This is a genomic window from Parageobacillus toebii NBRC 107807, from assembly GCF_003688615.2.
GTDB classification, from domain to species: Bacteria; Bacillota; Bacilli; order Bacillales; family Anoxybacillaceae; genus Parageobacillus_B; species Parageobacillus_B toebii.
Genome location: NZ_CP049703.1, coordinates 2,567,897 through 2,587,646, shown reverse-complemented (window position 1 = coordinate 2,587,646; position 19,750 = coordinate 2,567,897). Strand labels below are relative to the sequence as shown.

Genomic DNA, 19,750 nt, shown 5'->3' with positions numbered 1-19,750 from the left:
AAATACGTTGTTGAAATATTTCTTTTTGAAAACTCCTTGCGAAAATGAATGCGCATCCCGCGGCGTTAGTCAAATAATAAACAAACTAAAATATGAGAGATTTTGCGATTATTTGACTATTAAACTGCATCTCTTTTATACTTTTGTTAGCTTTATTATAAAAACGTTTTTATGGGAGGGTGATATGATGGCACAACCGAAGTATATTACAAATATCGAAAAAATCACACAAATCCCTAAGGAAGAGAGAGAAAAGTTAAAAGAAATCACTAACAAATTTGTATTTAGAGTGAATGATTATTATCTTAATCTGATTAATTGGGATGATCCGAACGATCCTATCCGAAAATTGGTGATACCGAACGAAGGGGAATTAAATGAATATGGCAGTTGGGATGCTTCAGATGAGGCGGCCAACTATGTGGTGCCGGGATGCCAGCACAAGTATAAAACGACTGCATTACTCATCGTTTCAGAAGTTTGTGGAGCATATTGCCGATTCTGTTTCCGGAAGCGTTTGTTCCGTAACGATGTAAAAGAAGCTATGTCAGATGTAACGCCTGGTATAGAATATATTGCACAAACTCCTGAAATAAATAACGTTTTATTGACTGGCGGAGACTCTCTTATTTTGGCAACCAAAAAAATTAGATATATTGTAGAAAGATTGCGAGCGATTGACCATGTGAAAATCATCCGTTTTGGTTCAAAATTGCCTGTCTTTAACCCTATGAGAATTTATGAAGATCAAGAACTGCTTGATCTGTTCCGGCAATATTCCACACCAGAAAAACGCATTTATGTCATGGCACATGTAAACCATCCACGTGAAATAACAGAAGAAGCTCGTAAAGCGTTCCAAGCTCTTCACGATGCTGGAGTTATCGTTGTGAATCAAACTCCTATTTTAAAAGGAATAAATGATGATCCTGAAGTGTTGGCAGAATTGCTAGATAAACTGTCATGGGCAGGAGTAACACCGTATTACTTCTTTGTTAATAGACCGGTAGCGGGTAACAGCGATTTTGTATTAACACTGGAAGAAGTATACAAAATAGTTGAACAAGCAAAAGCAAGAACATCGGGATTAGGCAAACGCGTTCGCCTCGTTATGAGCCATTCCTCAGGAAAAATTGAAATATTGGCAATCGAAAATGGCAAAGCATATCTAAAATATCATCAGTCAAGAGATGATGAACAATATGGAAAGTTTATGATTTTGGATTGTCCAAAAGATGCCACTTGGTTTGATGACTTACCTGGAAGTGAACAATATTGGAAAAAACCAGTAAAAAAAGCAGTTCAATTGAGCTCGGTTAACTAAATGGACCTCTCCCACCTTCATTTAAGGGGTGGGAGTTTTTTATTGCCTTCACTGAAGAAGGTTCTGATTAAGACATAAATTTGATGTTAGTCTAAAAAGCGGACACACCAACAAATAAACGGTAATATTCACCGCCTTTTCCAGGCGCATCACACCCAGCAATCACAAAAATCGTTGGATTTTACCATCTTTTACCGCCTGAATAATTTCTGGAGCGATGCCGATGACCGTCTCATGATGGAATCCAGTCAGCAATGTTTCATCGGATTCAATATTCGCTTCAGGAAGTTCTAACGCTTTTTCGATCAATGGAGTAAAATCATCATTTTCAATTTTTCGGACATTTTCCAATCCTGCGACATCATACGAGAACATTCGATCGGCGTATGTTCCTTTAATAGGCATGACACAGTTTGTCGTCGCTAAAATAGCACCTGGGAATTCTGCAATTCCTTTTAAAGCAAATACGATAATGTCTTGTAAACTCGCAATCGTTTCATCTTTTCCACATACCCCAGCGACGGTGCAGCCTCCCATTGGCGTTTGTTCACACTGATGGCAAAACATTACTTCCCCTCCCTAAATATAGTCGGCATTTTAAAAAATATAAGAAATATTTTCCAGCATAAGTGATTTATATCACACTTCAAATCGGAAGTGTGGCGAAAATATGAAGAAAAGATGACGACTAACAATGGGTATAGATTCATGTATGTATAAAATGTAGTGGGCGAAGGGGATTCTTAACTGTCGAAAAGACGTTTTTGGATGTCATAAAAAATTCACCAAGTATCATTATACTGTTTTTATTTTAACCGTTCTTCAAGAACACGAATCATGAATAAAAAGTGTTCAGCTTCGCGAAGAACGTGGTCAGCTAGTATGGTCAAAAGAACCGCTGCGATTGTCATTGTTTTTTAATGTTGGTCTAAAAAGTGGACACGTCAAATATAGAAACGTTATCATAAAACTAAGGGTGCTGTTACGATTATGCCTGCATGGGGTCGTTTCACAGTAATTATCAAGAAAGAGCTTGTTTTTCTTGAAAAATAGGAAACAAGGGAAAGGCCAAAGGAGCATATCAAGTGTTTTTATCATTACCAACGAGTTCATTTTAGTAATGTCTATCCATCTCCAGTGATGCACGAAAAGGCATACGAGTCATCTGTTTTCCTGACATGGCCAGCAAGCGGAGCGAGGTAGAAAAAAATCTCTATTTTTTGACATAATTATAAAGTCGAGGTGCATAGGAAATGTTGTTTATTGATAATAAGGGGATTACAGATCCGAGAATTAATTTGGCAATCGAAGAGTATGCCTTAAAAAACCTTGACATTAATGAAACGTATTTATTGTTTTATATAAATGAGCCTTCCATCATTATCGGAAAAAACCAGAATACTATTGAAGAAATTAATACAGAGTATGTAGAGAAAAACGGGATCCATGTTGTCAGAAGGCTGTCAGGCGGCGGAGCCGTTTATCATGATTTAGGAAATTTAAACTTTAGTTTTATTACGAAAGATGATGGCGACAGTTTTCTTAACTTCCGGAAATTTACGGAACCTATTATCAAAGCATTAAAAAAACTTGGTGTTAATGCAGAATTAAGCGGTCGTAACGATATTATTGTGGAAGGAAGAAAAATTTCCGGGAATGCCCAGTTTTCAACAAGGGGAAGAATGTTCAGCCATGGTACACTGCTGTTTGACTCGAAAATAGAGAATATCGTTTCAGCGCTTAATGTAAAAAAAGATAAGATTGAATCAAAAGGAATTAAGTCCATCCGCAGCCGGGTGGCAAATATTTCTGAATTTCTAAAAGAAAAAATGACAATAGAAGAGTTCCGTTCCGTCCTGTTAGAGAGTATTTTTGGAAAAGACAAGGACATTCCTGAATATGTCTTGACAGAAGAGGATTGGGCTAACATTCACAAGCTCTCTAGAGAACGCTATCAAAATTGGGAATGGAATTACGGAAAATCGCCTAAATTTAATCTTCAGCATTCACACCGGTTCCCGGCCGGCCAAATAGATGTGAGACTCGAAGTTCAAAAGGGAATCATTGAAAATTGCAAAATTTACGGCGACTTTTTTGGCGCCGGAGACGTAGCGGAAATCGAAGAGAAACTTATCGGAAAACGATATGAGAAATCTGAAATTGAAAAAGCGTTGCAAGATGTCGATATCAAGCATTATTTCGGAAATATTGAGAAAGAAGAATTTATCAATTTGATATATTGAACAAAAAGGCAAGCGGCCCCATTTAGCCCTGACAAACATTGACCCTGCACTATCGTGCAGGGTTTTTACTTTATCTGGGGATGATAAGGAGAAATGTTATAGAAGGTGTTTCAGTGTTAACACGCAAATATCGTTTACAAGTGAATACGACATGTACTGGGTGTGAAGAGCACGCTAAAGCAGCTCTTAATAGCATAGGAGCAAAGATTTGTGCATCGACGGAGGCATGAATCATGTGTGAAAGGGAGAGTTTTTCATCATTCGGATCGTGGAAGTCAAAATTCATGGCCTTTTTCTTGGTATCGTTAATGTCTTCCAATCTTTTGATTTTATTTGTTTTGCGATGTAGACAATTTGCCCAATATGATAGGAATAATGGTACATTTGATTTAATTTAGACGTTCACGATCTAAATTAGACAGTGCGGCTTTTCTAGATTGGCAAGCTAGAGCGGTACTATATAGATTCAGATTAATTTTCCGAAGCCTTGCAATCAGACGAATGACTGCAATTCGTTTTGCCATGTTCGCCTTTTTCATTTTGCGTTCCTGTTCTTGAAGGCGTTCGATCGTCCAACCATGATCGTTTGTAATTTGTAATCCTTTTTTCCTCATTCTTCTTCCGCTCCTTTGATTTACTCATTTAGGAGCAGTATAGACAAGGATGCAGGTTGATTAAACATGTCGGAATTTCAAACTGGATTTATATAGTGCCACTAATTGTATGGATTGAAAGTTCCAATACGAAACAACCATATTCCGCTGGTGAAGGTCAAGGGCTAACGGAGTTCAATCGTTAGTAATCATCGTCGGTTTTCTGTTTTCGAGTAGGTGCATGTCCGTCTCGAGCCTGTTCATAAATTCATACGTTAGTAGTGAATATCGGGAATCAATCTATGGCGATTGAGGATTATTTTTCAATAAAAATAAGCTGTTTGAACATTTATTGAAAGCCGAGCTTGATTTCATGCCAGAGCGATGTTTCTCTTTCCTCCTTTTCCTCCATCCGGTCAGGAGGCAATAAGGTCAGCACAAGAGCAGATAATAGAAAAGCTATACCTACTACCGCCATAGAGATGTAGATGCCGAATTGTTGAAAGACGAAGGTGCCTAAAATCGGACCGATGATCATAAAAATAGCCATCATTGTCTGGAATAATGACATCCCCGCCTGCATCTGTTCTCCCGGAACATGTACTTTGAACAGCTTCATCCCCGAAGGTTGAGAGAACTGCGATAGGATCGCGGAGACAAATGTCGCGAGGAAAACAGACTTCCATGTGCCAAACAGGAGCGCCATTAATATTACAAATATCGATATAGCGCTTAAGAGGTCGCACCAGATCATCGTTCGTTTTGGCCGCCAACGGTCTGCGAACGTACCGCCAATAAAAGAAAAAATAAAAATCGGTGCAAACTCGGCCACCGATATGAGTGAGACGGCAAACGCATCCCCATTTGTCTTCTCGGTGACAAACAATAGAATCGCAAAGTTGCGCACCCAAATGCCAACCTGAATAAACAAGCTCCTTGATTGCCATATTGACAATCTGGCGGCTGATTTTGTGGTTGATGTCTTTCATAATACGCTGCTCTTTATTGTTCATTTTGCGAATAGCGGACAACTTCTTGAGTTTCCCTAACTTTCTCCTTCTTTGTTGATATTTACGGCGAATATATTTGTTTTGCCTCCCATTTCCGAAGAAACGAGTTTTTCCATTAGAAGTCACCGCTACCGCAGGAACTTTTAGTCCGAGATCCACACCCATGACCTTTTCCTTTTTCTTTTCAGTCACAGGGATGCCTAATGAAACTTGTGCATACCACTTTCCTCTCTTTTCCACAATGCGCATCAGTCCAAGTTTGGCATGTTGGATCAGGTTTTTATCACGCTCTGTCACCATCGCTCGAAATCTTGTTTTTCTCGTTTTTCCATCCAACATAATCGGAAATGCGATCATTTGCTCGCCAATGGTATAGTTTTGATTATTGACGAAATATACCGGTTTTTTGAGGATGGGGCGCTTCCCTTCTTTTTTCATTTTCTTTGATACACTTTTCGCATCACGAATCGCTTGATTCAGAACAGCCGAAGGAAGATGGGCGTCCACATCTTTTGTTGTTACTTTCGGGAAAGAACCTTCTTTCTCGGCTTGTTCGGTTAAAGCATTTACGGTATGGATATATTCTCTGCTCAACTGACGAAGCAGTTCAGGGTTATCTGGAAAGAATCGAATTTTAATTGTCAATGCTTGCACCGTTTCACCCCCCTTGTTTTTTGTTCTTCCACATATCGTTGGATGGTTTCACTTGATACGTTTCCTTCGGTGCTGACAAAGAAGGAACGTGTCCATAGACTAGGCTAATGAGCAAGATGAGTGAATTCTTGCTTTAAAATCCGGGAATTGAGCGAACATACGTTCCTATTACATTATCTGTAATCGGACACAAATTGTCAACTGTTACAATTTTATCTTGTTAAACAGAAGAGAAATATTCACATATTTAGAACTGCTTACTAGCCTGTAAAAATGTAGACGGATTCTTATATTTTTGCTAATGATTTGTTATAATATTCTCAAAAATAGAGGGGCAGTGTGAAATGGAAAATATCATAAGCATGAAAAATGTATCCTTGATAAGAGGAGACCGGGTTATTTTAAAGGATATAAATTGGGAAGTAAAAGAAAAGGAACAATGGGTCATACTAGGTTTAAACGGTTCAGGCAAAACGTCCATATTAAATGTCGTAACAGGCTATCAATATCCGACAAAAGGGGAAGTTTCTGTTTTAGGACATCAATTCGGGCAAACTAACTTGCCTGAGCTTCGAAAGCAAATTGGATTTGTCAGCAGTTCTCTTGACCGTTTCAATCAAACGTTAAGATCGGAAATGGTAGAGGATATTGTAATAAGCGGTAAATTCGCTACGATCGGATTATACGAAAATGTGACCGATGAGGATCGAGAGCAGGCCGAACAGCTAATGGCATCTTTGCGAATCGATCACTTAAAAGGGAAAACGTATGACACATTATCAGAAGGAGAAAAAAGAAAAGTACTTATTGCAAGAGCGTTAATGGCAAAACCGAAATTGCTTATATTAGATGAACCGTCTATAGGATTAGACATTTTAGCAAGGGAAGATATTTTATCATTAACGAAAGAAATTATTGCACATCAACAATGCCACGTACTGTATGTCACTCATTATATTGAAGAAATTATAGAAGAGATGACACACGTATTATTGTTAAAAGAGGGACAAATTGTAGCCGCGGGACGAAAAGAGAAAGTATTAACAGATGAATGTTTATCAGAGACGTTTCAATTGGCAATGAAAGTTCATTGGGAAAATAATCGACCATGGGCTTCCATACATAAAAATATTAGCTGGACAAAATTTGCGGAGGTAGAATCAAATAAATAAAGGAAACTTGGTCTCTCCAAGTTTCCTTTATTGCTTTATAGCAGCAGGACATACAGGATGTCTCAAATGAGCGGTTTCGTTTTGCGGGATAATCAGATGGTTGCCCGGCCAATGCGGTTAGCTTCAGGTACTTCAATCAGACGGCCGCTTTTTACATCGTAAATAAAACCGTAGATCGTAATGTAGCCCGGAACAAGAGGATGGGTACGAATCCGTTCAACATCGTCGATAACACTCTGTTCAAGATTGCTGATCGTCAAGAATGGGTGCTAATTAATCATGCGTGGCAGGGTACTCAAAGCAATCGTTTGAAGATGGGATTTTTGGGGAGTAGTTTTTATGCTTTTTTGGCTTTTGCGTTAGCTTATCAGTTAGTAACGCTGAAGTCTTCTTATCCAAATGAAAATACTTGTATGGGGGATTATTGGTTTAGTATTTGGTATAATAGTTACAATAGTTGCGTTTGTTACTTATTTCACAATCACAGGATTTTTGTAAGAATCCAATTAAACAAAATTTAAAATGGGGGAATTAGAAATTGATTAAAGCAATCGTGTTTGATTTTGATGGATTAATTGTAGATACAGAGTCAGTTTGGTTTGATGTGTTTAAAGAAGTAATGATCGAATATGATTGTGATTTAAAGTTAGAAGACTTTGCAATTTGTATTGGAACAACGGACGATATATTGTATGAACGGCTTGCCCAAATTGCCCATAAGCCCATTGATCGTACTGAAATTAGCCGAAAAACCCGTGAACGATATCAGGACAAAATGAGTCATTTACAGCTTCGAGAAGGAGTATTGGATTACTTACAAACGGCAAAAAATCTTAGCTTGAAAATTGGGCTTGCGTCAAGTTCCAGTAGAAGATGGATTGAGGGGTTTTTGGAAAAATTCGGAATCAAAGAATTTTTTGATGTTATTAAAACATCGGACGATGTAAAGAGAGTAAAGCCCGATCCAGAACTTTATTTACGAGCTATACAAGACCTAGGGGTTGAAGGGCATGAGGCTTTAGCATTCGAAGACTCTAAAAATGGTCTCACCGCAGCTATTAAGGCAGGGCTTCATTGTGTGATTGTACCGAACCCTGTTACTAGTTTTCTAGACTTTTCTGGGCATTTGTACCGTTTATCATCAATGGGTGAAATAGGATTGCATGACTTGTTGGCACTAGTAGAAGCAAAATTAGCGAGAAAGTTCAACTCACACCAGTAGGAGGTGAGAAAGCGCCATTGATGAAATAGCTAAATAAAATGTGTCCAAAATTAAGGAGTCAATCCGGGGGAACATCGCTATGAGAATCCGGAGCATCGGCATTCAATCTGTACTTAACTATGGAGCGTTCGAACTCGATTTTGGCGAAGATGATACGGCTCTTCACATTCTCTATGGACCGAATGAAGCCGGTATATTTACATACCATTGCGTAAAATGCATTAGGCATATCCTGACGCTTTCCACTTTTACAATCAAAATATATTCAGATATCCATACCTAGAAAGCCAGATAAAAAGGACGAAGAAATTTTTAATGAGATCGTATCATTTATTCAAAAGGATGCTGGATTAAAGCATGGAACGGTTTCAATAAATTATGTTAAAAAGGGTGTACCATTAGATAAAAAAGAATGACGCAAGACCTTTTAATAATTCCAAAGAGCATAATTGAGTAAACATTTCATAAAAGAGTTTCGGCATAGCTCATCTCTCTCTGTTTAACGTGTCTGTTTTCTTGACATAACACCATATTCGACTGTCATGACAATAGGTTTACAAAAATGAGAACAGCCAAGGCTTTCTTGAAAAAGCGCTTGGCTGTTTGTTTATTCTTATGATTGATAAATGGCATCAAAATTTTTGTATCAGCATCCTATTTATAACCTTATGATTATTCTGTTTTCTAGTTTGCTTTTTTCATCATATACGCTTGCTCTTGGTGAGAATCTTTTTGGCGCTTCGTTCTATAGATAAAATAAATACTCAAGCCTATAATCATCCAAATGCAGAAATACAACCACGTTTCAAGCGCAAGGCGAGTCATTAAGAAGATACAACACGCGATCGTCAATATTGGAAGATACGGAACAAGCGGCGCCTTAAACCCTCTTTGCAGATTTGGATGTGTTTTGCGCAGTACCATAACGGATAAGGCCACCATCACAAAGGTTAACAAAGCACCAATATTGATTAAGTTGGACAATGCTCTCAAATCAATAAATCCAGCAATTGCCGCTCCAGTAAATCCTGCAATCCGTGTCGAAAAAACAGGTGCTTGAGAGTGTGGATGAACTACTGAAAACGGTTTTGGCAGTAAACGATCGCGACTCATAGAGAACAGAACGCGCACTGTTGCGTAAAGATAAACAAATATAACTGTTGTGATGCCGACAATTGCTCCAACTGATATAACCCCTGCAGCAAAATCTTGTCCGACTGCATGAAGCGCAAATGCCATTGCGTCCGAAACATTTAATAAATGATATGGAACCATTCCTGTTAAGACTAAGCAAACAATAACGTATAAAAGAGTGCACACAACTAAAGAAACAACAATGCCGATTGGCAAATCACGCTGCGGTTTTTTCACTTCTTCTGCCGCAGTTGCAACTGCATCAAACCCTAAAAACGCAAAGAACACCGTAGCAGTTCCCGCGAGAACCCCTTTCCATCCAAACGGCATGAATGGATCCCAATTTTCCGGCCTAACATAGAATATTCCGACAATAATAAATAATAAAATGATAGATAATTTGATGGCAACCATCGTATTATTCACTTTCTTACTTTCTTGCACACCTTTTGATAGCACCCATGTCATAAGTAAAATAATGCAGACAGCCGGCAAGTTTATCATTCCGCCTTGCTGGGGTACTGCACTTAGCATTTTCGGGATATGCAAATGAAATCCTTCCAACAATGAGCGAAAATATGCAGACCATCCATTTGCCACCGCTGCAACGGACAAAACATAAATTAAAAGTTGTGTCCATCCTATTAAATACGCAACTACTTCCCCGACTGTTACATACGCGTATGTATAGACGCCTCCGGAAACGGGAAGAGCAGATGCTATTTCCGCATAACAAAACGCTACAAATCCACACACTAATGCCGCAAGCATAAACGAAAAGATAATCGAAGGACCTGCATCATTTGCTGCTGCGACACCTGTCAACACAAGAATGCCGATCCCAACAATCGCCCCGATACCAAGCAATATTAAATCATAGGCCCCTAATGTCTTCTGCAATGTTTTCTTTTGACTTAACAAGTGAGTAATTGACTTTTTTTGAAGTAAATTCATGACGTCTCCTCTCTCTTCTCTTATGCAATTAGTTTAAAACGCCAAGCAATTTGCTATTATATCATATTTCTACTTTTTTCGACATATTTTTTGTTACAGGTATGACTCCGTATCATACATTGAATAATGCGGCGCCAGTAGCCAAAGTCTTTAAGTAATGTCGGATTGAAATGGATCACGTTATTCATTTCAGCTTCTGCCATTGCGGGTATTCTGTCTGTTTTATTTTCTTTTATGCTTGCGGGGTCGCGCATATGGTTTGCCATGAGCCGCGACGGTTTATTGCCAAAATGGTTTATGAAGGTGTACAAATATAAAAACACCTTATTGTCCAACCTTAATTATTGGTGTTATTACCGCGCTTGTTTCAGGGGTTACCCCTATTAGTGAAGTAGCTGAACTAGTTAACATCGGGACGTTGTCAGCGTTTATCTTAATTTGTTCATCCATCATGGTGCTGCGAGTGAAACGGCCGGAATTTGAAAGAAAATTTAGAACGCCGTTTGTTCCGGTTGTTCCTTTGATGGAGTTGGATTTTCCATCTACCTTATTATCCATTCTTCCTCCGATTACTTGGATTCGTTTTATAGTTTGGATGATTATAGGCCTTGTTATTTATGTGTTTTACAGCAAAAGAAAAAGTAACTTAGCAGAAAATTCAGGTAATGTACAACAGAAAGAAGCTTCTTAAAAAAACATTAGTTTTTCTAATTTGTTTCTCTCTAGCCTAATGACAATTCAGGCTATTGAAAAAATAGACTTCAGACATTTGTCTAAAGCCTATTTTATTCCATTAAAAAGAAGATATCTGGCTGCTTCATAATACGAACAGAGCCTATTATAGCACTCTAACGATTTCACTTTTCACTAAGCGCCATCTGTGTACCAATAAGCCCTAATAACAAACCTTTTATAATGTTCATTCGCTTTGCGATGAACGAATTAGCAAGCAGGACATGGCGCAGCTTCTCGGAAAATACGCTGACAGCAACAAAAATCACTAAAGCCTGAACCAGAAAAATAATCCCCAAAATCAACATCTGTAACGCAATGTGTCCCATCGATTTATTCACAAATTGAGGTAACAATGCTAAAAAGAACAAGGATACTTTTGGATTAAGCAGATTCATGAAAATTCCTTTTTTATACAAAGATTTATACTTTAAAGGCTTGTGATGGTTAATCGTAAAGCCTGTTTCTTTTTCCTTAAATGATTGCCATGCTAAATACAGCAAATAAGCTGCACCCATATATTTTACAACGGTAAAAGCCAAAGCGGATTGATAAATGATTGCGGAAATCCCAAGTGCTGCAGCCGTGATATGTACAATAAGGCCTGAACAAAGTCCCAGTGCCGTTGCGACTCCCGCTTTTTTGTCCTGTGAAATACTTTGGGTAATCACAAACAGAATATCTGGTCCAGGCATTAATGTCAGCAATATCGCCACACCTAAAAAGGACATAACTAGTCCGAAATCCATTTAGAACACCTCTCTTAGATAAGTGGACACCATTTAACAAACTAGCGAATGGTGCAGAATTCAATCATAAGCAGTATACTTAGAATTTATTTTTTTATATGTTTATATCTGCATTTTCGATGAATTCAAACACAATACTATTTCTAAAAATAAAAACAATGCGTGGCGAATGAATTCTTTTCTGTAAGAAAGTTAATAAATTCTTTTTATTAAGACTTATGGATTTTTCAGCCGCTATTGCCGCATATACGACGTAATTTTAATAATTTATTGAATTTTCAGAATTAAAAAGTGATATCGGATGTTTGACAGAAATATAAATATACGGATATTAGGTTGTCTGATAACAGATCGCTAATGGGCAACATGCTGCATCATCCGCATTTCTGATTGACGAAAGGGTGTTGCTGATTTGGGGCGGCCACACTGCCGACTGAATGCGCCGGCTGATTTTCGCGGCTGAAAAGCGGCGCTACGGAAACGATGATCGGTTTTCTGCAATCGCTTTCAGAGAGGCGGACTGCGGATCCAACAGCCGCTCCCAGCCGGTTTTGTCAGAAGCCCGCTCACCTTGCAGGAAAGGAGGTTGCCATGCGAGAAGTGAAGCCCATTTCGTCGAAAAAAGTATCCGGAAGAGATAGTCGAAAGAAATTAAGCGATTAATCGAACAGGATGAGCTTCCGTCAGACAGCAAACTACCTTCGGAAAAGGAATGGAGCGATATGTTTGGCGTCGGTCGCTCTAGTATCCGTGATACGTTGAGCATGCTGGCGGCTGCTCGGATCATCGAAACGTGGAATGGTGAAGGCACATTTGTGCATAAAAAAACTATTGAAGCTAAAAGAGTAAAAAATGGGGGTTGTGTCATGAAACGATGGATCATGATTGGACTCATGATGGTGATGGCGGCACTGGCCGGGTGTGGAGTTCCCAATGCGAAACCGCCCGGTGAAGCGAAACCGGCCAACAAGTCGTCAGACAATGTGAAGGAGATTACGGTTGCCGGGAACGGCGGAAAGATTGAAAAGGCGATTCGTGAAGTGATTGCGCCAAAATTTGAAGAAAAATACGGGATCAAGGTGAACTTTGTGCCAGGGTTGTCGGGTGAAATCCTGTCAAAAGTCGAATTGCAGAAAAACGCTCCTCAATATGACGTTGCGTTTTACGTACCGATTGACGTGCAGCGAGCGGCCGATAAAGGATTGACTGGGCAATTGGATCCAGCGGCGATCCCCAACATGTCTAAGGTTGACCCGCGGTTTGTCGCAGTGGATAATATCGGAGTTCCCGTATTCGGATTGGTAATCGCACCTGCATACAATACGAAAACCTTTGAGAAGAACGGCTGGGCGCCGATAACGTCTTGGAACGATCTGATTCGTCCCGATTACAAAGGAAAGACGGCGTTCGCCGACATCGCCAACGACTGGGGATTCGCTCTGCTCTATAACCTTGCGAACGCGAACGGCGGCAGCCTTGACAATCTGGAACCTGGTTTGAAAAAGGCGAAAGAACTCGCCAGGTATTCGGATACGTTCTACAAAAACTCCACCCAGATGATGCCGGCTATGCAACAGGGGGCAGCCGACGTAACGGTGATGGGCAGCTATGCGATCGCCGAACTGATCGATTCCGGTGTACCGTTGAAAATGGTGATCCCGAAAGAAGGGGCGCCGTTGCAAGCGTTCAGTGCGACGGTTGTGAAAAATGCCCCTCATAAAAAAGCGGCGATGGATTTTATCAATTTTCTGATTAGCGAAGAGTCGCAAAAGCAGATTGCGGAAAGAGGGTTCTATCCGGTTCTGAAAGGAATGAAAGCGGCTCCTAAATATGAAGCATCGATCGGCTTGAAAGACAGCGATCCTGTCTTCCGTCCAGATGTGAAGAAACTGTCCGAGATTCGGGCGCAATGGACGGACAGATGGACTAAAGAAGTCACACCGGAACTTGGCAAAAAAGTGAAAAAATAGGGGGATAGGAGGCGGAAAGATGCAGGCGTTGACGAATGACGTGGAAATACGCGGCGTTTACAAACGAATCGGCCGAAACGTGATCCTAGACGGTATCGATCTAGAGGTCAAGCAAGGTGAATTGCTCACCTTGCTTGGCCCTTCCGGTTGCGGCAAAACGTCAACGCTCAACGTGATTGCCGGTTTTCTCGACATCGATCAGGGGGATGTATTTATCAAAGGGCGGCGGGTGAATGACGTTCCCGCCTACAAGCGCGATTTGGGAATGGTGTTCCAGACGTATTCATTGTTCCCACATATGACTGTGTATGAAAATCTCGATTTTGGCCTGTCTCTGCGCAAAGTGCCGGAAGACGAGAAAAAACGGCGCATCCAGAAAGCGCTGGAACTGGTGAAAATGACTGGACTGGAAGAACGTTATCCACGCGAACTGTCCGGCGGTCAGCGGCAACGCGTTGCCATCGCCCGGGCGCTGGTGGTGCAACCGAAACTGTTGTTGCTCGATGAACCATTGAGCAATCTTGACGCCAAGTTGCGTCATGAATTGCGGATAGAGATCAAACGATTGCAAAAAGAAGTGGGTGTCACCACGATTTTTGTCACTCATGACCAGGAGGAAGCGCTCTCTATGTCCGATCGGATCGTCGTGATGAACAAGGGGAAAATTGAACAAGTCGGAACGCCGACTGAAATCTATGCCCATCCGCGCACCGAATTTGTCTTTCAATTTATCGGAAAATCAAACCAATTACATGGCAGGGTCAAATCGCTCGACAGCCGAATGATCAGAGTGGAACTATCGGACGGGGGGCAGGTACTGGTCGAAGCGGAGAATGTGATGGGATCGGATCGCACCTGTACGGTGGGGGATGCGGTCAAGCTCTATATCCGCCCAGAAAAGTTGATGATCCAGCCGTTGGAAAATCCGACTTCCAACTACAATTCACACACTGCTACCATTGTCCAGATGAATTATCTAGGTTCTGCTTGGGAAATTGAAGTGTCACTGCTAGGTGAACGGATGCAGGTGTTGCATCCCTCAATCGAAGCAGGCTGGACGATAGGAACTGAGGTGATGGTCGGATGGAACCCGTCAGACATGATGATCGTCAAGAAATAGCCAGCTTGCGGTTGCAGCCGGCTGTATTGGGAAAACGCAGGAATTGGAAAAAACATCTGGCCGCCGTACTGCTGTTACTGCCATTGTTGCTGTTTATTATCGGTTTCTTTGTGGTTCCGATGCTTTATATCCTGTATCTAAGCTTTATTGACACGGAAAGACTGAGCGGGACAAATGCGGTTTACAGCATTGACAACTATGTCCGGTTTTTCACCGATTCCTATTACTTGCATTCTCTCTGGCTGACGATCAAAGTGAGCCTGTACACGGTAATCGTGTCGTTACTGCTTGGTTATCCAGTGGCGCTGACGATGGCAAAATGCTCTCCACGCGTCCGGGGATTGCTGACCCTGTTGGTGGCATCGCCGCTTTTGATCAGCATCGTGGTTCGCAATTTTGGCTGGTATTTGCTTCTGTTGCCCAACGGCACGGTCAATCAACTGTTGACAGGCCTTGGCATCACCGAGTCGCCACTGAAACTTTTGTTTTCGGAAGCAGGGGTTGTCATCGGTTTGTCGAATGCGTATATGCCGTTTATGATTTTGTCCATTGCTACCAGTTTGTATAACATTGATCCGTCTCTCGAAAAAGCGGCTGCCATTCTCGGAGCCAGCCCGTTCCGTTCGTTTCTATCGATCACTCTGCCGCTCAGCCTGCCTGGTATTGTGTCCGGGATGGTGCTGGTGTTCAGCATGTCGATGAGCGCTTACGTAACCCCAGCTCTGATGGGGGGAGCGAATGTGCCGATGCTGCCGGTAGTGGCATATGACCAGATCATTCACCTGTTGCGCTGGACGTACGGGTCTGCCGTCTCGTATGTATTGCTCGGCATCACGTTGGCAATCGTCACGATTTTTACGAGGATGATGGAAAGAGGACGGTACCGGGAGGTGTTTCGCTAATGAAAATTTCCGGAAAAATCAGGGTTGCGGTGGCTATAGTCAGCCTGATTTATATCCTGATCCCGTTGCTTGTCACGATTCCGGCTTCTTTTACAAGCGCAAGCTATCCGAGCTTTCCACCACATGGATTTTCGCTGCAGTGGTATGTGAAATTGCTGGAACGGCCTGAGTTTGTCGAGGCTTTCTGGAACAGCGCCAAGTTTGCTTTTCTGACAGCGTTCTTTTCCGTCTTGCTGGGCACTCTCGGTGCGCTGGCAATTGCTAAGTATGACATTCCAGGAAAAAGTTACCTAGTATCGTTGCTGACCGCCCCGTTGACGGTACCGCAATTGGTATTGGGGGTCGCCTTATTGATTTACTTCACACCGATGCTGCTGGCGGGGACGCCGACCGGATTTTTGATCGCACATATTATCATCTGCGTACCGTATGTGATCCGGTTTGTGCTGACCGGACTGAGCGGTTTTGATTACACGTTGGAACGGGCGGCAGCGATTCTCGGCGCCAGTCCGGTCACCGTTTTCTGGCGGGTGACGCTGCCGCTGATCCGGCCTGCAATTCTGTCTGGGGCTCTGTTTTCCTTTTTGACTTCGTTCGATAACGTAACTGTCTCGCTGTTTATGGTATCTTCCGATATGCGAACACTACCGCTTGAGATTTTTTCGAACATGCAGGATGCGTACAGTCCAATCGTCGCTTCTGTATCAAGTGTTGTGATTCTGATTTCGGTGGTGCTGATCCTGATTCTTGAGAAAATTCACGGCGTCGGACGCCTGTTGGGAAGCACCCATTAATCGACAATGGCTGGAAGGTATTTGTATGAAACTGCCGGAATTATTAGATGATTGAAACAAGGGAAGGGTAGTAATGATATTTATCCCCATAGTAGACAGAAAGTGATGTACTGTTTACTATAAGGGGATATTTTTTATGAAAAAATCAGAAAAACTTTACAGTAAATATAAATTAGACGTGATGAAGAAGTGTATGAGGAGTGGACTAAACGTGAAATCATCGACCAATTTTACATCTCTTCATTGTCATGAATTTTTCCTTCGTGTAAATATAAAATTCGATTCCCTAATTTTTTTGCTTCCTCATGATGATGTGTTACTAATATAATTGGAATGCGCCAAAGTTTATGGATACGTAATAACTCCTCATGGCCTTTCGCCCGTGTTTGATCATCTAAAGCAGAAAATGGCTCATCTAAAAGTAAGGCATCCGGCTCGGTTGCAATCGCTCGTGCAATGGCTACCCGTTGTTTTTCCCCGCCTGAAATTTCAGATGGATATTTGTCTCTAAGGTGTTCAATTCGCAGCTCTTTCATTAATTCTTTTGCAAAGCTTTCGTTTTTCATGCCATAAGCGATATTTTTCCAAACGGTCATATGGGGAAAAAGCGCATAATCCTGAAATACATAGCCGATATTTCTTTTTTGTATAGGAACAAATACCTTTTTATTTTCAAATAAAATGGTGTCATTTAATCGGATTATGCCAGCAGTAGGTTTGCTTATTCCAGCAATACAATTTAAGATTGTCGTTTTTCCAGAACCAGAAGGGCCAAAAAGAACAACAATCTCATTGGCTACCGAAAATTTGACATTTAATTCAAAATGGGAAAGCTTTTTTTGGATGTCAACGATAAGCATAAGAAAAACTCCTTTACACACACAATAAGCTGTATATATTGATTTCATTTGTGTACATGCTTCATCATGTTCTTTTTGCTCCACCAATTAAGCCATAAAATAGCGCTAAAGCCAAGGGCGATGATAATGATCACCCAAAATTTTGCCACCTCCATATTACCTGACTCCACTGCAAAATAGATGGCTAGAGGAATGGTGTCGGTGACATTCGGAATATAGCCGGCGATCATGAGGGTGGCACCGAATTCTCCTAACGCTCGTGCAAAGGATAAAACTAAACCAGATAACAGTCCTGGCCATGCAAGTGGAAATGATATCGTCCAAAACACTCTCCATTTAGATGCTCCCATCGTATAAGCGGCATTTTCAATATTTGGGTCATACTGCTGGAACGCTGCAGCTGCACTTTGGTACATTAAAGGAAAGGATACGACTATTGCTGCGATCAGAACACCATACCAAGTGAAAACAATCTGGAAATCAAACCAGTCGAGCAGTAATCGACCAATAAAGCCGTTTTTACCGAATACATACAATAAACCAAAACCTACAACTGTAGGCGGGAGCACGAGCGGCAGTAAAATAATCGCTTCTATAATACTTTTCCCTCGAAAGGAACTACGGCCGATCAATCGTGCCAACACAACCCCGGCAATAAATACGATAAGCGTTGAGATGGTAGCAGTTTTAAAAGAGAGTATAAGTGGAGAGTAATTCATATTTGCCATTCACCTTTTCGTAAAATTGGTTATTTTTCATTATAAATGGTTATATTTAATTATTGCTTATATTAACTTTGGAACAGAAGCAATGATAAAATAAGAATCAACATACAAACGTTGAGGTGTTTCTGTGTAGACAATGAATTATATACAACAAAGAGCCGAACAAAACATGATATAATAAGGTTAAATATAAACTATTTCATACATAACCAGTTCTTAATAGAAATATAATTAATTTTATTTATAATTAAATATAAATCATGATATGGAGGTTATCAATACATTATATAAAATTAAATTTAATTACTTATAACGAAATTTTCTAATGAAGGAGTAAGTAGTATGGAAAAAAATCATTCTTATACAACCGAGGAAGTCGCAAACATATTAAAGGTTTCAAAACTAACCGTATATGATTTAGTGAAAAAAGGGTTATTACCCGCTTATCGTGTCGGACGGCAAATGAGAATTGATCCTTCCGATCTAGAAGAGTATATAAAAAGGTCAAAAGGAGAGTTACAGCCAAGCTCCTCACAGTTATTAAGCAAAGAAACAACGAGTGGAGCACAAGGGTATTCGCAAGTTAGGCAATTGATCATCAGCGGCCAAGACATAAGTTTAGATATTTTGGCTAACTACCTAGAAAAATCCTCGAAAAGGTTCCGGCCATTACGTTCTTATGTTGGAAGCTTAGAAAGTCTAATTTCAATGTATCAAGGATATTCAGACATTGTAAGCACCCATTTAATCGAAGGAATTTCAGGTGAATATAATGTTCCATATATAAGCAAGATATTAGTTAATTTTCAGTATATCGTGATTCATTTACTAACAAGGAAGGCAGGCTTTTATGTTAAAAAAGGAAATCCATTGAATATAAAGCATTGGGAGGATTTAAGAAGAAAAGATATTAAAATCGTGAACCGGGAAAAAGGGTCAGGTGCACGAGTTTTACTAGATGAAAGTTTGAGAAAGTATCGCATACCTATATCTGAAATTAATGGTTATGACAATGAGGTAACCAATCATGTAAGCGTCGCAAGCGCTGTCGCTAAAGGGGATGCCGATGTCGGAGTAGGAATTGAAAAAGCTGCAGACTTAGTAAAAGATGTTGATTTCATTCCGCTAGTTAACGAAAGGTATGATTTGGTGATTTTAAAGAACGATGAGAATAGAGAATTAATTAGTCAAGTCCTGCAAATTTTAAGATCTGATAACTTTAAAAACGATTTAAAAGCACTAGGTGGTTATGATTTATCCCAAACTGGACAGGTGGTTTATGAAAACTGAAACAAAGCTAGCTAGTAGAGTGAAATTGATTAAAAAGCCAGAGGTTTTTTCTTAAAAATAGAGAAAAACCTTTGGCTTTTGTTTTTCAACTTCACAAAAGATCTCTTTCGTATGTAAAAAGACTAAGAAATAAAAGTAGCTATGCTTTCCTATTGCTTTTTTGATCATTAGTAGCTCACCCAACCTGATCAAGGGATATGCAGGGTGGGGCATAAGCGAAAAAATAATCTTTTATTGAAAAGGAGGTATGATCTGGAGAACGACAGCTGAAAAAAGCGCCACATAGAGCGCTTTTTTCATTG

Annotated in this window: 17 protein-coding genes and 6 pseudogenes; 12 read left to right on the top strand and 11 right to left on the bottom strand. The window is 40.5% G+C overall.

Annotated features, from left to right (window positions below; all coding sequences use genetic code 11):
* The first annotated feature begins 187 nt into the window (after window positions 1-187).
* A complete protein-coding gene (locus tag DER53_RS13115) occupies window positions 188-1,324 on the top strand; it encodes a KamA family radical SAM protein (protein ID WP_041269672.1) in 1,137 nt (378 codons plus the stop codon).
* A 118-nt stretch (window positions 1,325-1,442) separates the two neighbouring features.
* Here the strand turns inward: DER53_RS13115 and DER53_RS13110 are convergent.
* Window positions 1,443-1,891, bottom strand: a pseudogene (locus tag DER53_RS13110) (hypothetical protein); the annotation flags it as partial.
* Window positions 1,892-2,130: 239 nt separating this feature from the next.
* Window positions 2,131-2,211 (bottom strand): annotated as a pseudogene (locus tag DER53_RS17795) (DUF2935 domain-containing protein); the annotation flags it as partial.
* A 366-nt stretch (window positions 2,212-2,577) separates the two neighbouring features.
* Between DER53_RS17795 and lplA the strand changes: the two are divergent.
* The gene (gene lplA, locus DER53_RS13105) at window positions 2,578-3,567 is read left to right on the top strand and encodes a lipoate--protein ligase (RefSeq protein WP_062754614.1); all 990 of its coding nucleotides are present in this window, start codon (window positions 2,578-2,580) and stop codon (window positions 3,565-3,567) included.
* 282 nt (window positions 3,568-3,849) lie between these two features.
* Here lplA and DER53_RS13100 read toward each other — a convergent pair.
* From DER53_RS13100 to DER53_RS13080, 5 genes and pseudogenes are all read right to left on the bottom strand, one after another.
* Window positions 3,850-3,954: pseudogene (locus tag DER53_RS13100) on the bottom strand (DUF1572 family protein); the annotation flags it as partial.
* 2 nt (window positions 3,955-3,956) lie between these two features.
* The gene (locus tag DER53_RS17205) at window positions 3,957-4,181 is read right to left on the bottom strand and encodes a hypothetical protein (RefSeq protein ID WP_062754612.1); all 225 of its coding nucleotides are present in this window, start codon (window positions 4,179-4,181) and stop codon (window positions 3,957-3,959) included.
* Window positions 4,182-4,512: 331 nt separating this feature from the next.
* A pseudogene (locus DER53_RS13090) lies at window positions 4,513-5,115 on the bottom strand (MFS transporter); the annotation flags it as partial.
* Window positions 5,108-5,419: pseudogene (locus tag DER53_RS17790) on the bottom strand (transposase); the annotation flags it as partial. The pseudogenes DER53_RS17790 and DER53_RS13090, both read right to left, overlap by 8 nt.
* A 392-nt stretch (window positions 5,420-5,811) precedes the next feature.
* Window positions 5,812-5,952 (bottom strand): annotated as a pseudogene (locus DER53_RS13080) (transposase); the annotation flags it as partial.
* A gap of 216 nt (window positions 5,953-6,168) precedes the next feature.
* On the opposite strand from DER53_RS13080, the gene DER53_RS13075 reads away from it, so the two are divergent.
* From DER53_RS13075 to DER53_RS17785, 3 genes are all read left to right on the top strand, one after another.
* Window positions 6,169-6,996, top strand: coding sequence for an ABC transporter ATP-binding protein (locus DER53_RS13075; RefSeq protein WP_062754609.1), 828 nt, complete (start codon window positions 6,169-6,171; stop codon window positions 6,994-6,996).
* 541 nt (window positions 6,997-7,537) lie between these two features.
* Entirely contained in the window at window positions 7,538-8,218 is a 681-nt protein-coding gene (locus DER53_RS13060; RefSeq protein WP_062754775.1) for an HAD family hydrolase, read from the top strand.
* A gap of 79 nt (window positions 8,219-8,297) precedes the next feature.
* Window positions 8,298-8,501 carry an AAA family ATPase gene (locus tag DER53_RS17785; protein ID WP_062754607.1) on the top strand — a complete coding sequence of 68 codons (204 nt, stop codon included), beginning with the start codon at window positions 8,298-8,300 and terminating at the stop codon, window positions 8,499-8,501.
* A gap of 401 nt (window positions 8,502-8,902) precedes the next feature.
* On the opposite strand, the gene DER53_RS13050 is transcribed toward DER53_RS17785, so the two are convergent.
* Window positions 8,903-10,306 carry an amino acid permease gene (locus DER53_RS13050; protein WP_015863944.1) on the bottom strand — a complete coding sequence of 468 codons (1,404 nt, stop codon included), beginning with the start codon at window positions 10,304-10,306 and terminating at the stop codon, window positions 8,903-8,905.
* Between the two features lie 165 nt (window positions 10,307-10,471).
* On the opposite strand from DER53_RS13050, the gene DER53_RS17430 reads away from it, so the two are divergent.
* Together DER53_RS17430 and DER53_RS17425 are read left to right on the top strand one after the other, a co-directional pair.
* Window positions 10,472-10,693 (top strand): amino acid permease, encoded by a 222-nt coding sequence (locus DER53_RS17430; RefSeq protein ID WP_244319592.1) that lies wholly within the window; start codon window positions 10,472-10,474, stop codon window positions 10,691-10,693.
* A gap of 76 nt (window positions 10,694-10,769) precedes the next feature.
* Complete coding sequence (locus DER53_RS17425) at window positions 10,770-10,997, top strand: amino acid permease C-terminal domain-containing protein (RefSeq protein WP_244319591.1); 228 nt, start codon at window positions 10,770-10,772, stop codon at window positions 10,995-10,997.
* Between the two features lie 166 nt (window positions 10,998-11,163).
* Here the strand turns inward: DER53_RS17425 and DER53_RS13040 are convergent, their stop codons facing one another.
* A complete protein-coding gene (locus DER53_RS13040) occupies window positions 11,164-11,787 on the bottom strand; it encodes a LysE family translocator (protein WP_062754605.1) in 624 nt (207 codons plus the stop codon).
* Window positions 11,788-12,437: 650 nt separating this feature from the next.
* Here DER53_RS13040 and DER53_RS13030 point away from each other — a divergent pair.
* From DER53_RS13030 to DER53_RS13015, 4 genes are read left to right on the top strand one after another with little or no spacing between them, the layout of a single operon-like run.
* Entirely contained in the window at window positions 12,438-13,757 is a 1,320-nt protein-coding gene (locus DER53_RS13030) for an extracellular solute-binding protein (protein ID WP_311633802.1), read from the top strand.
* Between the two features lie 19 nt (window positions 13,758-13,776).
* Complete coding sequence (locus tag DER53_RS13025) at window positions 13,777-14,877, top strand: ABC transporter ATP-binding protein (protein ID WP_062754603.1); 1,101 nt, start codon at window positions 13,777-13,779, stop codon at window positions 14,875-14,877.
* Window positions 14,841-15,779, top strand: a complete 939-nt coding sequence (locus tag DER53_RS13020) for an ABC transporter permease (RefSeq protein ID WP_062754602.1) — start codon at window positions 14,841-14,843, stop codon at window positions 15,777-15,779. Before DER53_RS13025 ends, DER53_RS13020 begins: the two co-directional genes overlap by 37 nt.
* Window positions 15,779-16,573, top strand: coding sequence for an ABC transporter permease (locus DER53_RS13015; protein WP_062754601.1), 795 nt, complete (start codon window positions 15,779-15,781; stop codon window positions 16,571-16,573). The genes DER53_RS13020 and DER53_RS13015 overlap by 1 nt, the downstream gene beginning before the upstream one ends.
* A gap of 230 nt (window positions 16,574-16,803) precedes the next feature.
* Here the strand turns inward: DER53_RS13015 and DER53_RS13010 are convergent, their stop codons facing one another.
* Window positions 16,804-17,433, bottom strand: a complete 630-nt coding sequence (locus DER53_RS13010; RefSeq protein ID WP_062754599.1) for an ATP-binding cassette domain-containing protein — start codon at window positions 17,431-17,433, stop codon at window positions 16,804-16,806.
* Window positions 17,434-17,477: 44 nt separating this feature from the next.
* Window positions 17,478-18,152, bottom strand: a complete 675-nt coding sequence (gene modB / locus DER53_RS13005) for a molybdate ABC transporter permease subunit (RefSeq protein ID WP_015863942.1) — start codon at window positions 18,150-18,152, stop codon at window positions 17,478-17,480.
* A gap of 348 nt (window positions 18,153-18,500) precedes the next feature.
* On the opposite strand from modB, the gene DER53_RS13000 reads away from it, so the two are divergent.
* A complete protein-coding gene (locus tag DER53_RS13000; RefSeq protein WP_062754597.1) occupies window positions 18,501-19,448 on the top strand; it encodes a helix-turn-helix transcriptional regulator in 948 nt (315 codons plus the stop codon).
* The last annotated feature ends 302 nt before the right edge of the window (window positions 19,449-19,750 follow it).

Excerpts from the sequence above, each read along its gene's own strand:
- DER53_RS13115 (WP_041269672.1), top strand. The coding sequence starts at position 188 with ATGGCACAACCGAAGTATATTACAAATATCGAAAAAATCACACAAATC.
- lplA (WP_062754614.1), top strand. The coding sequence starts at position 2,578 with ATGTTGTTTATTGATAATAAGGGGATTACAGATCCGAGAATTAATTTG.
- DER53_RS17205 (WP_062754612.1), bottom strand. The coding sequence starts at position 4,181 with ATGAGGAAAAAAGGATTACAAATTACAAACGATCATGGTTGGACGATC.
- DER53_RS13075 (WP_062754609.1), top strand. The coding sequence starts at position 6,169 with ATGGAAAATATCATAAGCATGAAAAATGTATCCTTGATAAGAGGAGAC.
- DER53_RS17785 (WP_062754607.1), top strand. The coding sequence starts at position 8,298 with ATGAGAATCCGGAGCATCGGCATTCAATCTGTACTTAACTATGGAGCG.
- DER53_RS13050 (WP_015863944.1), bottom strand. The coding sequence starts at position 10,306 with ATGAATTTACTTCAAAAAAAGTCAATTACTCACTTGTTAAGTCAAAAG.
- DER53_RS13040 (WP_062754605.1), bottom strand. The coding sequence starts at position 11,787 with ATGGATTTCGGACTAGTTATGTCCTTTTTAGGTGTGGCGATATTGCTG.
- DER53_RS13025 (WP_062754603.1), top strand. The coding sequence starts at position 13,777 with ATGCAGGCGTTGACGAATGACGTGGAAATACGCGGCGTTTACAAACGA.
- DER53_RS13020 (WP_062754602.1), top strand. The coding sequence starts at position 14,841 with ATGGAACCCGTCAGACATGATGATCGTCAAGAAATAGCCAGCTTGCGG.
- DER53_RS13015 (WP_062754601.1), top strand. The coding sequence starts at position 15,779 with ATGAAAATTTCCGGAAAAATCAGGGTTGCGGTGGCTATAGTCAGCCTG.
- DER53_RS13010 (WP_062754599.1), bottom strand. The coding sequence starts at position 17,433 with ATGCTTATCGTTGACATCCAAAAAAAGCTTTCCCATTTTGAATTAAAT.
- modB (WP_015863942.1), bottom strand. The coding sequence starts at position 18,152 with ATGAATTACTCTCCACTTATACTCTCTTTTAAAACTGCTACCATCTCA.
- DER53_RS13000 (WP_062754597.1), top strand. The coding sequence starts at position 18,501 with ATGGAAAAAAATCATTCTTATACAACCGAGGAAGTCGCAAACATATTA.